Origin of the sequence: Geomicrobium sediminis (assembly GCF_016908595.1) — a bacterium.
GTDB classification, from domain to species: domain Bacteria; phylum Bacillota; class Bacilli; order Bacillales; family Marinococcaceae; genus Geomicrobium_A; species Geomicrobium_A sediminis.
Window position 1 is genome coordinate 226,057 of record NZ_JAFBEC010000001.1, and the last position, 12,983, is coordinate 239,039.

Here is a 12,983-nt window from a genome sequence, read left to right on the forward strand (position 1 = left end):
TTATAGCAGATTTTCTACCCTTTGTCTAAAGTTTGTTAAACATTGAACAAACTAGTTTAAATATGAAAGATATTTTGCAATTACAGATGATACAATGAACATTACTGTTTTAGGAGGTGAGAAGGTGAAAACGATTCTACTTAACATCCCATTAACTGTATATGTCATAACCTTATTGCTCATCATCTTCGTCAGTCTCTTGTTCTCAACGTTAACGTTCATAGGATCAGGGAACTTCAACATGATTACACTCGTTCTGCTTCTATTTGCAATGATGGTTGGGATTGCTTACAATTTCAAACGAAAAAATGCTCGCTTACAACGAAAAAAAGCATGAGGAATTGAATGATTCCTCATGCTTTTTGCAATACGATTAACTAATTCGCTCATCCAAATCATGAATATCATCTTCATACGTCAGTGTTTTGTATTGATTGTAACGAGTAATTGCAAAGTATGCCCCGATTATCCACCAACCTAGTAAAATGACCCATTCATGCCACCCAAGACCAGCAGGCATTCCTGGTAGATATTGAACAGCGAAGAAAATACTCATGACGAGTGCCAGCCAACCGAAGATTGAAGAACGACCCGCTTTAAATGGACGAACCATCGCAGGTTCATTTTTACGTAAGAATAAAAACGATACCGCAACCATTAAATACGCAACGACGATTGTCAGACCGCCTGCATCGACAAGCCAACCGAGCATCGGTGCACCGAAGAATGGACTGACCGCCGACAGTATGCCGATAAACCAAATAGCATTGGATGGCGTACCGTATTTCGGGTGAACTTTTGCAAACCATTGGGGCAGCATCTTCGTATCCGCCATCGCAAAGATGATTCGACTTCCCCCAATAATAAAGGCATTCCAGCTCGTCAAGATTCCTGCGATCCCACCTAAAACAAGAATGGTTCCGAATATCTCACCGCCAAACAGGTTGACCATTGCATCTGCAGTCGGCAACACCGATTGCTCCCGTTCTGCTGAACCTAGACCGAATCCCACCGCATAGATAACCGCTAAGTAAAACACAATCGCACAAATCAAAGATGCTATAAGTAGCTTTCCAATCGAACGAGGTTTTACGTTCATCTCTTCAGCTGCTTGAGGGATTACATCGAAGCCGACAAAAAGGAATGGCGTCATAATCATAACCGCCAATAGTCCCGTCGTACTCGTCACCCACAATGGATCTGCATTTGCAATGTCCCCATTGACAGCTCCCCCAAAAATTAACAATAAACCAACGAGCACAATCATTAGCGTGAGAATCATCTGGACGAATGAAGCGAATTTAATTCCGATATAATTGATCCAGGCGATAAACAATGAACCTGCAACACCGACTAATACCCAAGTAAAGTACACATCGTATCCTGTCACACTATACATGTAACCAACTTTGTAGTTCGGGAACAAGTACTCAACAACGTTAGGTAAGGCAACAGCTTCGAAAGCTACAACTGATACGTACCCGAGCGCAATCGCCCATGAAGCGATAAATGAACCCCGAGGACCAATTCCGCGTAGCGCATATGAATGCTCACCACCGACTTTAGGCATGGATGACGCCAGCTCTGAATATGTAAAACCTACACAAAGCACGAGCACTCCACCGATTAAGAATGCAAGCATCGCTCCGATTACTCCAGCATCAGTAACCCAGCCACCAGAAAGGACAACCCATCCCCAACCGATCATTGCACCGAATGATAATACAATGGCATCCGTCTTGCTCAATACTTTTTTTAGTTTTTGCTTTTCTTCCATAATCTTGCCTCCTTTTTATCAGTATAATAAATATTCCAAATAATTTGCATGATTATTTGTTGTACATCTACATAAAAAATGCGTTATACTCGCCTCGAGTTCTAGAAAGGACGTATGTATATGGAAGCCTTCATTCGCAACGATCAGTACAACGAATGGAAATACCAAGTGAATAAGCTTGTCTACAATCAAGCAACCTTAAACGATGACGATGTACTTGAAGCTGTCCAATCCCTTGCGATTGAGCAAATTGCTGAACAGTTTGTTATGTTATCCAATGAACAAAATAAGTTAATTACGCTTACTGCTCAACTAAACGATGAAGGTGATGCACAACTGTTTCTGGACCAGATAGCATCGCTGATCATTCCTTTCCCTGCGATTAACAACACACAAATCACGCAATTATTTCCAAAAGCAAAGTTAGGTCGCATGTCCATCCAAGAGTCAGAACGAAAATTCTCTTCCTACATTAGCTGGGACGACACAGGGCAGCAAAAACGCTATATTATTGCCTATGTTGATCATAAACACGTGGGAATCGAAGGTCGTTTACATACTCGAACTGTGCACGGGGTCTGTTCAATTTGTAACCACCATGCAGCAACACGACAATTCACCACTTCGTACAAAGAACGTGGTGATGAAGGAAACTACACGTCGTATTCTCAATACGTCTGTTCCGACACGCGCCAATGCAACGAGAACATTCGTGTACTTGACCATTTGTACACGTTCATTTCGAAGATGACAAAGTAATCAAGCGTTTGAGAAACGAGGGGAGTCCTCCTCGTTTTTTCGTTTGAAATTCCTCCGTAAACAGTTGTTTGATGGGATCTCTCCCCCATTAAGAATAAAAACCCCTTAAATCCCCACACACTTATCATTTGTAACCTTCTTCAAAAACCGTCAACAGGATAGACTTCCCACCCCTTTGCATAAGCTAAACAAAGTTATTTTTAACACGCTTCTCATGCAATTCTCATGCTACATTCATTTCATAATGGAGATTCTAGTTCATCGTGGAGGTGGTTGCTTTGCGATTTTCACTCATAAAAGCAGTAGCTTCATTGGCATTCATCGTAAGTTCCATCATCGGATTATCGTTCTTTCAAACCGAGGATCAAGAAACAGAAACGGTTGATAACATTATTCTTATGATCGGAGACGGGATGGGGACAGATCAATTAACCGCTGCTTCGTATACGCTCGGTGATGGTAGTGACTACGGTGAGCTTGCTGTCGATCAATTTCCTTCTATCGGTCTCGTTCGAACTCATTCCAACGACCACCTTGTCACCGACTCTGCAGCAGCAGGAACGGCACTCGCTACTGGTTATAAAACGGATAATGGTGTCATCGGCAAAGCACCAACCGAAGAAGGAACTTATGAAGAGGTGTCGTCCATTTTTACAGAAGCTAAATCGAATGGCAAAGCAACTGGAATAGTCACTACTGCACGTCTTACACATGCAACACCTGCCGCATTCACAGCCCACATTGATCGTCGAAAAAGCGAAGAAGACATTGCACCACAATTGCTCGATGACGAGACTGATGTCTTATTTGGCGGTGGGCGAACCTATTTTGACGACCGCGACGATGATCGAGACTTAATCGCCGAAGCAAACCAACTTGGCTACGAGTTCATTGAAGACATCGATGACTTGGAACGGATTGACGGGACGGATAAAGTATTAGGTTTGTTTCATGATAGCCATCTCTCCTTTGAACTTGACCGAGAAGATACAAAAGAGCCCTCGCTGGAATTGATGACCGAAGTCGCAATCGAGCAGCTTAATAAAACGGAAGATGGCTTCTTTTTAGTCGTTGAAGGTGGCCGAATTGATCATGCGGGTCATGACAATTCTCCAGCAGATATGATTCAAGAAACGCTCGCATTTGATCGAGCGGTTCAGGTTGCTTATGACTTCGCTGAACAAGATGAGAATACACTTATTGTCGTGACAGCTGATCATAGCACTGGCGGTATGGCTCTTGGTTATGATAACGACTATCATTTCTATCCTGAAGTTATTCAAAACGTCACACGTTCTGTAGATGCATTAGAAGATTACATTAAAAAAGAGAAAATGGATGTTCAAGAAGTGCTAGAAGAATACGCAGGAATTGAAGATGTCACAGAGGACGAAGTTGAACGCGTGGAACAAGCTGATACGATGCATAAAGAAATCGCTACCCTCATCAGTGAACGAGCAGCGATTGGTTGGACGACTCACGCTCATGAAGCCGCAAATGTCCCTTTGTATAGTTACGGTCCCGGCGCTTCTCAGTTTGCTACAACGCAGGATAACACTGAGATCCCAGCAAAGATGCGTGAACTTCTACAACTTCAATCCGAGAAACGTGACGAATAGCAACGCTTTTATTCTTGTATTCTTGTATTGAAACGATGTGTTAGAAAAAGCGGCTGTTGTGACGAAGGCGTAGTCACAACAGCCGCTTACAAAACCGTCGACGATTCTATTTGTTTAAGTTTCTTAGTGAGGAATAAAGCATATCCCAGAATATGTCTTGATTCAGTTCCATTGCTACGTGTGCATTTGGTTCTTTTTCTAACACATGATGATAATCAATGACCGTCATCCCGTATGTATGTTCAGCTTTCACTTCAATATCTACATGAAGGTGCTTCGTCGTGAACACTTCTGGATTGATGCAGTATGCAATGCAACATGCATCATGGATCGGTCCCCCGTCAATCTCAAACACATCTAGATAGGTTGAACGGAAAAACTTCAATAATTCCACAGTAAATGTCGCTACTTCTCCATCAATGTTTTCGATTGCAACAATTTCTCGGTCTTGCGCCAACGCTTGATGAGTAAGATCTAAACCAACCATCGTCAGCTTCGCACCACTTTCAAAAACAACCTTAGCAGCTTCGGCATCGACATAGATATTAAATTCTGCAGCAGGTGTTTTGTTGCCAAATGATCCTCCACCCATGATCACGATCTCTTCCAATTTCTCAACGATCGACCGATCCTTCTTGATCGCTTGGGCGACATTCGTTAACGGACCTGTTGCGACGAGTGTAACCTTCTCTTTTTCACGGTGAATCGTATCGATGAGGTAATCGACCGCATGGTGTTCTATCGCTTGCTTTTTAGGTGGTCGAACGTCTGGACCATCCATTCCTGATGTTCCGTGGATATCTACCGATATGACTTGTTCTCGGACGAGCGGCTCACTTGCTCCTGCTGCCACAGGAACGTCGTCAAGTTCAGCTAGTTCACAAGCAACGAGTGCGTTTCTTGTCGTATACTCAATTCTAGCATTACCACTTACCGTCGTAATGGCCAGTAAATCAATCGCATCACTTCCAGCAGCTAAAAAGATTGCAATTGCATCATCATGTCCAGGATCGCAATCTAAGATTACTTTTTTCTTCATAGGAACCCCACTTTCTCGATCTCGTTCCTATTTATTCTACCATGCAACATGGTAGCGTTTACTTTTCATTACAATACTGTATACGACTAATGAGCTTATCTATTGTTTTTACATACTTAAGGATGAAACAAAGTGACAACGCACAACAAAATCAGTAGAAAAGAATCAGGATCATGAAACTACTTTCATGCTATTATTTGTTATAAAGTCTCGTAAGCGAGATAAATTAATTCGTTTTTCTTTTTTATAGGTTTTACTTAGGGGGTTGCAATGAACAGTTATGAAGTGAATTACTATATGACTTCAGGTCATTCCATTGGTCATCTTATTCAAGCGGAATCAATTTTTACAGCTTCTGCAATTGCAAAAGAATGGCTAGATACAACTGACCGTTTTATCGAATTAGACGAAACCTTATACCTTGATAAAGATCAAGTCACCCATATTGAAATCTATGAAAGCGGCGTGCTCTATGAGCCGAGTGACCATGTGAAGAGCGATGTCACATTTAAGATGATTAGCAATGAAGAAGTGCTTTATCATAGTAAGAACACCCAAGAGAATACAGCGAACATGTTGCGCCAGCTTCTTTCAGAACGCCGTGAAGGATTTATTCCGTTATCGCCGAATTGTTTAGTTAATTCTAAATATGTTGTTTCCTACCGAATCTTTGAACGAATTCCGATGCGTACACATTAAAAAAAAGCTTTCGCAACCCTTTTGCGAAAGCTTTCTATTTATTCTCCGCCTTCCGCTACGTATGCCGCAACGGCTTCAGCATCTTCGCCCTCAACGAGGTTCTCAGGCATACTACCCGGTCCTTCTGCAATGGCATTGATCACTTCGTCTTCGCCCATTCCAGCAATTCCTGGACCAGATTCACCTTGCATATCTTGACCATGACAGCTTAAACAGTTCTCTTCATACAAAGAAGCACCTTCACCAGAGTCAACGGTTTCACCTTCACTACCTTCACCGTCTTCTCCTTCTTCACTTGCGCTTGATGGACCACCACTATCTTCAAATGAGTCCCCAACAGGCTCTTGAACGTCACCTGCATCTTCATTACATCCAGCAAGCATAAACGCTGCTGCACTGAACACGATAAGCCACTTCTTCATAAGGTCCCTCCTCCTGTATTCCATAAATTAAATAAGTATCACTCCCATTGTATTTACCACATTCCGCATTTCTTTAAACGAATGTTTTAATTAACTACAACAAAAAAAACCAACGTTCTGTTTCGTTGGTCTAGTTCTTATGATTAACACGATGTTTACTTCGTTCGTTTTTCGTTCGATGCCTTGCTGTCTTCTTTAATCCTTCACTTCGATCACTACGAATCATGCGATTCATTCGGCTCATACTCACCACACTTCTACAATTAGGTATATTGTCTATGTGTATTTCTATCCTTACCACCGAACTCCCCTTGTTAAACGTGAAATAATGAGCTTTTAGAAAAAACTTATTAATTTAGGCTTACTAGACTAAGCCATAACGATCATCACGGTTACAAAAAGCAAGAATAAGACACCTACACTTACTAAACCATACATCCATGCTTGTCCATAGCGATCTTCTTCCAGATCAAAGTAGCGATCAATTTTTAATTTCCATTGTTTTATCATAATATCCACCTTCTTAACTCCTTGTTATATATAGAAGCTATGAAGTTACTACTCTATGTATTCCGCAAAATCTAGTGCAAATAACAACTAGTCTTGTCATGAATTCTTTATATTGATTGGCAGATTACGTCTGATTGTGACGCTTCTTTAGATCACACCTTCTCTTGTTCTATGCAAAAAGCGAGCAAAAGGAAATGCCCTTTCACTCGCTTAGTTTAGTTGTAATGAACCTTTGATCCTCACTCGAATCCGGGATATCTCTCCATCTAAATAACAAAACGGATACTCTTCTACTTCTTGATCACGAATAAGAAATCTCGCTTTTTCATTTAAGCAAATCTCAGCCTTACGCATTTCACGCTCAATAACCTCTTGTTTTGACGAATCTTTTAGATGATAGATTCCATCAGATTCACTTCCTACCATCGCAAAGCAAAGACCGTATGCACAAGAATAATTGGATGCATCTGGGAGTAACCACGTTTCATACCTAGACTCTAAATGCGGGAATAATGTTTCACTCCGACTTCCGACAAGCACAATCGGCAATTCATCGTAACGAGGTTGCACACGTTCAATAACGGATCGAACGTTCGAACAAAACAATTGAAAATCATCTATATAATTAGGATGCTGTATTTTTTGTCTCTCTATATCTAATCGTTCATACTCCTTGAGTCGTTCAGGTATTGCTTCTACATGTTCGTAACTAGGTAAAGAAATCGTCGTTCGAATGCCATCAATGCGCATCGCTAATGATGATTCATCTACTTTGCCATTCTTAACGACAGCAACTCCTGCTTCATTCTCTCCTACGTTGACGACAACATAGTCCGTTAACCTAGCCAGCTCACCTGCTCCTTGAAAAGCCATCGCACGATTTGATGCGATCGTCTTAATCGGCGAACCGAGCGCCTCACTCTCTGTCATGAGCGTTCCATCGTGTTTGGCAATCCAAACCGGTGCCTGTACACCGTAATCAGATAGAATTTCATGTAACAAGTTTTTTGAAAGTACCGTAGCTGGTCTAAGCATCGCGTTAAGTAACGTTGTGTTCTCTCGTTCAATAAAGCCAATGCTTCCGAATTGATGAGATAAACTAACCGCAAGATCAGGCAATTTTACCGTGATTTTTGCGCCGAGGCGTCGTTCGGATTCTGCATCCATTGGTGAATTTACTCCAACGACTGCAATCGATTGCGCGTCGCTTTCTTTGATCTTTACAACCAGTTCTTCCCATTCTTGATCGTCTTCAGTTGAAGAAAAATGAGTCGTACCGACAATGTGATCTTGAAGGTCCTCTGGCCAATCAACTGCTGGCTGCAAAATTGATGGCATCGGTGAAATACGTACGAGGTACGTTTTCGCTAAACGCTCTACTTCATTAAGCGCCTGCTCGATGTGTGAAGAACATACAAATATTCCTTTTATACTGGCCTCGTTACCTTTGATTTGTCCAAAAATAGTTGATAGTGCCAATCTCGTATTCTCGACTGAATCTTCACCTCGTGTACTTTTCGTTCTGGCAAAGATCCTTCCATTCTCTGACGTTAATACGGCGTCTGTATACGAACGTCCAACATCAATTCCTAGTCTCATGTGCACCTCTTTTAGTCATTACGCTTGTAAAGGTTACGCATTTTTTTCGTTTTTAAAATCGACGGACATGCAACCTTAGCAATCGTAATTTCAGTTCCTTTTTGTATCGTTGAAGCCATTAGTGGCCTAAGCGTCTCCATTTCACATACGACAATTAAATCAGGCGTTGTCGCAAGCCGGTCATGTTCAGATGCAACATAAACAAATTCATTTTCAAAAAATATGGTAACCATTCGATAATCTTGAACAGAGTGCTCGAGAACGAGGCATCTACCTGTAACGACACCATCATAAAAATCACGCTCGATCTGTTCAATAACGCCAGAAAGAATCCACTCTACCTTTCCATAAATCGAATTACCAAACATTTTCTGTAGCTGTTCTTGTTTATCAGAAGCGCTAATTTGCTTCTCTACAATCTCTCCAATCGCTTTTGCGACGGTTAACGTACCCGGAATCATCGCTGTTGAGATTTTTTTTGCATTTCCTACATAACTCGTTAAATGTGCAAAACCACCATTTTGCTGAACGACACTGTGCAAGTATTCACTCGCTTTCTCATTCGGAACGAAATCTATGACCTCTTGATAGTTATGTGTATACACGGCTGCTGGCGTTAAAGGTACCGCTAAGTTTAAAACACTCATCTTTAGTTTAGGGAATGCCCTGCCCATTCCATCACCATCTACGATTGGCAAACGACTTCTAAGTGCTGTCAAAATTGGACTAATACCATTTAGCCCACCAATTTCTAACGAAATTAAGGCTTGAGGCTCTGTACTTGTATACTCTTCATACAACTTTAGTGATGAACGACCTTCATCTCCTGAAGGTAATTGTTCACTATAAAACTCTGGAGAGCCAATAATCGCAATCGGTGCGATCCATTGATCTGTGAGATCTTGCCATTCGAGGACTTGAATACTTTCCTCATCATTCATCACAGATTTAATGAGCATTTCAACGATAAATGGGTCTCCTCCTCCCCCACAACCGAGAAACTTTGCACCTATGGCAACAGCGGATATGTCTCTTTTGTAAAGCTTCCACATTCCCCTGTCCTCCCTACATAGTAATAAGCAAGATTCATGCCAATTGTTTTATGAGTCTTAAGCCTGTGTTTTGGACATTTTCTCAGACGTAGATGTCCATCTAAGTTGATAATGATAAACTTAAAATTAGTGAATATGGTTGATTTTAACAATATATCTCTTGAATTATCATGTTTTCTCACGTTTTCTCACTTTATTTAATGCCATGCTTTTTCAAGCGTCGGTAAAGCGTCGGCAAGCTCATATTTAACTCATAAGCGATTTGTTTTTTAGCTGCCGTATGCCGCCCGTATTGATCTAATAGCTCTAATAGCCGTTCTTTTTCACTGGCGTGCGTAGGGGTTACGACAACATTCTTGTACCCTTTTCGCAACGCTACTGGCAGGCTATCGACAGTTAATTGATCACCAACTTCAATTTGCGTCGCATGGGCAATTACGTTCTTTAACTCACGAATGTTCCCCGGCCAATCATATTGTTGCAACAATAGCCACGCTTCTTCTGTGAAGTGCTTGCTACGTCCACCTTGCCTTAATGAATATTCTTTAAGAAAACTCTCTGTTAATAATGGAAGGTCATCAATTCGATCTCTTAAACTCGGGATGACGAGTTGAATGACATTTAACCGGAAAAATAAGTCTTGTCGAAACTTCCCTTGTTGAACGAGAACATCTAAATCTTGATGCGTTGCTGCAATGATTCGGACATCAACGTCAATACTCATCGTTCCTCCAACCCGTTCAAACTTCCGTTCTTGAAGAAGCCGAAGTAACTTTGCTTGTAATGAAAGCGGCATGTCTCCCACTTCATCAAGAAAGATCGTACCACCTTTGGCCACTTCAAACTTGCCTAATTTTCCTTTTTGATTTGCACCTGTAAATGCCCCGGAATCATACCCAAACAATTCACTCTCAAGCAGCGCCTCTGGAATTGCGGCACAATTGATGGCAATAAACGGTTGGTCACTCCGTCTGCTCGCGGAATGAATGGACTGCGCAAAGACTTCCTTACCTGTTCCACTTTCTCCCCGAAGTAAAATCGTCGTCTCACTCGGTGCCACCCGCTCTGCCAATCGTTTCGTCCGCTCAACAGCCAGTGAAGTTCCGATAATGTTCGAGAAACTATAGTTCGTATGAATCGGTGCTTGGCTTCGATCTTTCACTTGAAGGTACAACACGTAACGATCTTTAATTCCACCTTCAATTACAGTCTGAACGATCACATGGACGTCATGATCATGAATTTTCACCTGGATATTCCCTGAGTACTCAACCTTCTCAAGTTCTTCCCATAAGACTTCCGACCAGAGACAAATCGATTTATTAATCATTGAAGATTCAGTTTCTTGGAAAATGCGACAACTAGGTAACGAAGCACTCTGAATTTTTCCTTCGTGATTGACAACCATCACGGCTTCATTCGTTTCATTTATCATTAACTTTAGTTCTTTTTTCAATTTATGATTTTCAACTTTTAGATTTTCATAATCATAAAGAAATCCTAAGTATTCTCCGGCATCAATAAAGCAGTCTAACGCTTCTTCGAGCCTTTTTGGTTTCCCTTTCGCGACTAACATTCCTTGTTTATTCGTTTTAACAATGAACGTCGAATCGCAAAGGCAATGCTCTCTTAAGCAAGATGGGCGATCCTCTAAGAAAACGGTACGTCCCTCTTCTGCTTCTCGATAAACTGGACAGTCCACAAATGACGCTAACTGTTCTTGCGAATAATGAGCAGTCGTAAGCTCGGTAATTAAGTCGACCATTTTGATAAGATTGTCCATAACATTCGCCTTCATTAAACCTCTCTCCTAAATAACGCATTACAATCCGCACTTGTTCATTTCTACTCTATTCCAGTATACTTGTATTTCTTTAAAAAGAATAACGTTCTACACAAAAGTTTACAAATTACATCTTTCTTATGTAAAAAACAAACACACAAACCGAAGTCTGTGTGTTTTTAAGATGATTTAATGCCTCACATTAACTACGCTACGATTACTGGCAAGAAAAAGATGTAATTTGATTTGTATTAATACCAAAGAACACCCAGTTACGTCCATTCCAACGGAACCCTGCAACCGATCGTTGCCCTACAAAAATTGGATAGTACCAAAAACTCTGCCCATTTCTTAGCCAAATGTACGTAAAACGGAATTGGCAAAATGAAATGGCACCCGAGTCAACAAATGGCGTCGCCTGAGACTGCATCGGTATAAAATTCGGTGGCGGCGCAGAAGGTGGCTGTGCACCTTGATTTGGTGGTGGCCCTCCTCGTGGTCCCGGTGGGCCTGGCGGTTGCCACGGTGGTCCCGGCGGTTGCCATGGTGGACCTGGTGGTGGTCCCGGTGGGCCGGGTGGGAAAAAGCCTCCTCCACCGGGGAACGGAATACTAATAATTCGAGAATTGGACATAAGAAATTCGCCTCCCATACGTTGTTATCCTATCGTATGGGTGGGCTTTTCAGTTGGTTACATGAAAAGGATATAATAAACCTAATCAGTCGACAAAAAGGTCGAGTACTTAACGGAGGCATGAACAATGATTACTGTCGTAGGAAGCCTTAATATGGATCTTGTCGTTCATACAAAGAACGTTCCTGCCATCGGTGAAACCATCCTTGGAGATGATTTTTTTACTTTTCCTGGTGGTAAAGGCGCGAATCAAGCGGTTGCAGCTGCACGCTTAGCGGGAAATGTGACGATGGTCGGCAAAGTAGGAGACGACTTGTATGGCAATACCTTAATACAAACGCTCAAAGACGAAGGCATCCATTCGTCTTATGTACACGTTACAGATCAAGCCAAAAGTGGCGTCGCAATGATTACCGTGACGAACCAAGATAATTCAATTATTGTCGCTCCTGGTGCTAATTACGCATGGAACAGGGAAGAGGCGGAGTCATTCCGTGATGTGATTAAACAGTCAACAATCGTCGTCTTCCAATTGGAAACACCACTTCCTTTTATAGAAGAGATGATTTCTATTGCTCATTACGAAAATGTGGATATCATTCTAAATCCTGCGCCGGCTGTACAACTATCATCACGCATACTTGAACAAGCAACGTACATTACCCCTAACGAAACAGAATGTGACATTCTATTCGGTGTGAGCCCCGAGGAGGCTGTCCGAAACTACCCGAACAAAGTCATCGTTACGCTCGGAAAAAACGGGGCGATGTATTGTAACGGTCATTCTGTCGTTCGAATTGCCGGGTTTGATACAGAGGCCGTGGATTCAACAGGTGCTGGCGATACGTTTAACGGTGCGCTTGCCGTTGCATTGACCGATCAACTACCGCTAAATGAAGCGTTAGAATTTGCGAATGCTGCCGCTTCATTATCCGTCGAAAAACACGGAGCCCAACAAGGCATGCCAACACGCGAAGAAGTCCACAAAAGACTAAGTTCTTAACAACTTCATCCACAAATCAACAGGAAACTAAGGATTTTTTCTCTTTCATCCACTTACCCACATGTGGATAAGTGACCTCACCCCATC

At 41.9% G+C, this 12,983-nt stretch carries 13 protein-coding genes; 5 read left to right on the forward strand and 8 right to left on the reverse strand.

The window, feature by feature from the left end:
- Positions 1 to 124: 124 nt before the first annotated feature.
- Positions 125 to 337 carry a hypothetical protein gene (locus tag JOD17_RS01230; protein WP_204695349.1) on the forward strand — a complete coding sequence of 71 codons (213 nt, stop codon included), beginning with the start codon at positions 125 to 127 and terminating at the stop codon, positions 335 to 337.
- A gap of 36 nt (positions 338 to 373) precedes the next feature.
- Here the strand turns inward: JOD17_RS01230 and JOD17_RS01235 are convergent, their stop codons facing one another.
- Complete coding sequence (locus tag JOD17_RS01235; protein ID WP_169964555.1) at positions 374 to 1,777, reverse strand: APC family permease; 1,404 nt, start codon at positions 1,775 to 1,777, stop codon at positions 374 to 376.
- A 120-nt stretch (positions 1,778 to 1,897) separates the two neighbouring features.
- Here JOD17_RS01235 and JOD17_RS01240 point away from each other — a divergent pair, with 120 nt between their 5' ends.
- Both JOD17_RS01240 and JOD17_RS01245 read left to right on the forward strand, forming a co-directional pair.
- Complete coding sequence (locus JOD17_RS01240; RefSeq protein WP_204695350.1) at positions 1,898 to 2,536, forward strand: FusB/FusC family EF-G-binding protein; 639 nt, start codon at positions 1,898 to 1,900, stop codon at positions 2,534 to 2,536.
- A 278-nt stretch (positions 2,537 to 2,814) separates the two neighbouring features.
- The gene (locus JOD17_RS01245) at positions 2,815 to 4,155 is read left to right on the forward strand and encodes an alkaline phosphatase (RefSeq protein ID WP_204695351.1); all 1,341 of its coding nucleotides are present in this window, start codon (positions 2,815 to 2,817) and stop codon (positions 4,153 to 4,155) included.
- A 106-nt stretch (positions 4,156 to 4,261) separates the two neighbouring features.
- Here the strand turns inward: JOD17_RS01245 and JOD17_RS01250 are convergent, their stop codons facing one another.
- Positions 4,262 to 5,194, reverse strand: a complete 933-nt coding sequence (locus JOD17_RS01250; RefSeq protein WP_204695352.1) for a nucleoside hydrolase — start codon at positions 5,192 to 5,194, stop codon at positions 4,262 to 4,264.
- A gap of 270 nt (positions 5,195 to 5,464) precedes the next feature.
- On the opposite strand from JOD17_RS01250, the gene JOD17_RS01255 reads away from it, so the two are divergent.
- Positions 5,465 to 5,893, forward strand: a complete 429-nt coding sequence (locus JOD17_RS01255; protein WP_204695353.1) for a hypothetical protein — start codon at positions 5,465 to 5,467, stop codon at positions 5,891 to 5,893.
- Between the two features lie 38 nt (positions 5,894 to 5,931).
- Here the strand turns inward: JOD17_RS01255 and JOD17_RS01260 are convergent, their stop codons facing one another.
- The 6 genes from JOD17_RS01260 to JOD17_RS01285 all read right to left on the reverse strand — a co-directional run bounded on the left by JOD17_RS01260 (position 5,932) and on the right by JOD17_RS01285 (position 11,893).
- On the reverse strand, positions 5,932 to 6,315 hold the full coding sequence (locus tag JOD17_RS01260; protein ID WP_239575095.1) for a c-type cytochrome: 384 nt from the start codon (positions 6,313 to 6,315) through the stop codon (positions 5,932 to 5,934).
- 369 nt (positions 6,316 to 6,684) lie between these two features.
- The gene (locus JOD17_RS01265) at positions 6,685 to 6,834 is read right to left on the reverse strand and encodes a hypothetical protein (protein WP_204695354.1); all 150 of its coding nucleotides are present in this window, start codon (positions 6,832 to 6,834) and stop codon (positions 6,685 to 6,687) included.
- A gap of 201 nt (positions 6,835 to 7,035) precedes the next feature.
- Positions 7,036 to 8,424: a hydantoinase/oxoprolinase N-terminal domain-containing protein gene (locus JOD17_RS01270; RefSeq protein ID WP_204695355.1), complete on the reverse strand. Its 1,389-nt coding sequence runs from the start codon at positions 8,422 to 8,424 to the stop codon at positions 7,036 to 7,038.
- Positions 8,425 to 8,435: 11 nt separating this feature from the next.
- Positions 8,436 to 9,476 (reverse strand): DUF917 domain-containing protein, encoded by a 1,041-nt coding sequence (locus JOD17_RS01275; RefSeq protein WP_204695356.1) that lies wholly within the window; start codon positions 9,474 to 9,476, stop codon positions 8,436 to 8,438.
- A gap of 193 nt (positions 9,477 to 9,669) precedes the next feature.
- Positions 9,670 to 11,274, reverse strand: coding sequence for a sigma-54 interaction domain-containing protein (locus JOD17_RS01280; protein WP_204695357.1), 1,605 nt, complete (start codon positions 11,272 to 11,274; stop codon positions 9,670 to 9,672).
- Between the two features lie 202 nt (positions 11,275 to 11,476).
- Complete coding sequence (locus tag JOD17_RS01285) at positions 11,477 to 11,893, reverse strand: hypothetical protein (protein WP_204695358.1); 417 nt, start codon at positions 11,891 to 11,893, stop codon at positions 11,477 to 11,479.
- Positions 11,894 to 12,020: 127 nt separating this feature from the next.
- On the opposite strand from JOD17_RS01285, the gene rbsK reads away from it, so the two are divergent.
- Positions 12,021 to 12,896, forward strand: coding sequence for a ribokinase (gene rbsK, locus JOD17_RS01290; protein WP_204695359.1), 876 nt, complete (start codon positions 12,021 to 12,023; stop codon positions 12,894 to 12,896).
- Positions 12,897 to 12,983: the final 87 nt, after the last annotated feature.

Bases quoted from the DNA above. Each gene is read 5' to 3' on its own strand.
- JOD17_RS01235 (WP_169964555.1), bottom strand. From the start codon at position 1,777: ATGGAAGAAAAGCAAAAACTAAAAAAAGTATTGAGCAAGACGGATGCC.
- JOD17_RS01240 (WP_204695350.1), top strand. From the start codon at position 1,898: ATGGAAGCCTTCATTCGCAACGATCAGTACAACGAATGGAAATACCAA.
- JOD17_RS01250 (WP_204695352.1), bottom strand. From the start codon at position 5,194: ATGAAGAAAAAAGTAATCTTAGATTGCGATCCTGGACATGATGATGCA.
- JOD17_RS01255 (WP_204695353.1), top strand. From the start codon at position 5,465: ATGAACAGTTATGAAGTGAATTACTATATGACTTCAGGTCATTCCATT.
- JOD17_RS01260 (WP_239575095.1), bottom strand. From the start codon at position 6,315: ATGAAGAAGTGGCTTATCGTGTTCAGTGCAGCAGCGTTTATGCTTGCT.
- JOD17_RS01270 (WP_204695355.1), bottom strand. From the start codon at position 8,424: ATGAGACTAGGAATTGATGTTGGACGTTCGTATACAGACGCCGTATTA.
- JOD17_RS01275 (WP_204695356.1), bottom strand. From the start codon at position 9,476: ATGTGGAAGCTTTACAAAAGAGACATATCCGCTGTTGCCATAGGTGCA.
- JOD17_RS01280 (WP_204695357.1), bottom strand. From the start codon at position 11,274: ATGAAGGCGAATGTTATGGACAATCTTATCAAAATGGTCGACTTAATT.
- JOD17_RS01285 (WP_204695358.1), bottom strand. From the start codon at position 11,893: ATGTCCAATTCTCGAATTATTAGTATTCCGTTCCCCGGTGGAGGAGGC.
- rbsK (WP_204695359.1), top strand. From the start codon at position 12,021: ATGATTACTGTCGTAGGAAGCCTTAATATGGATCTTGTCGTTCATACA.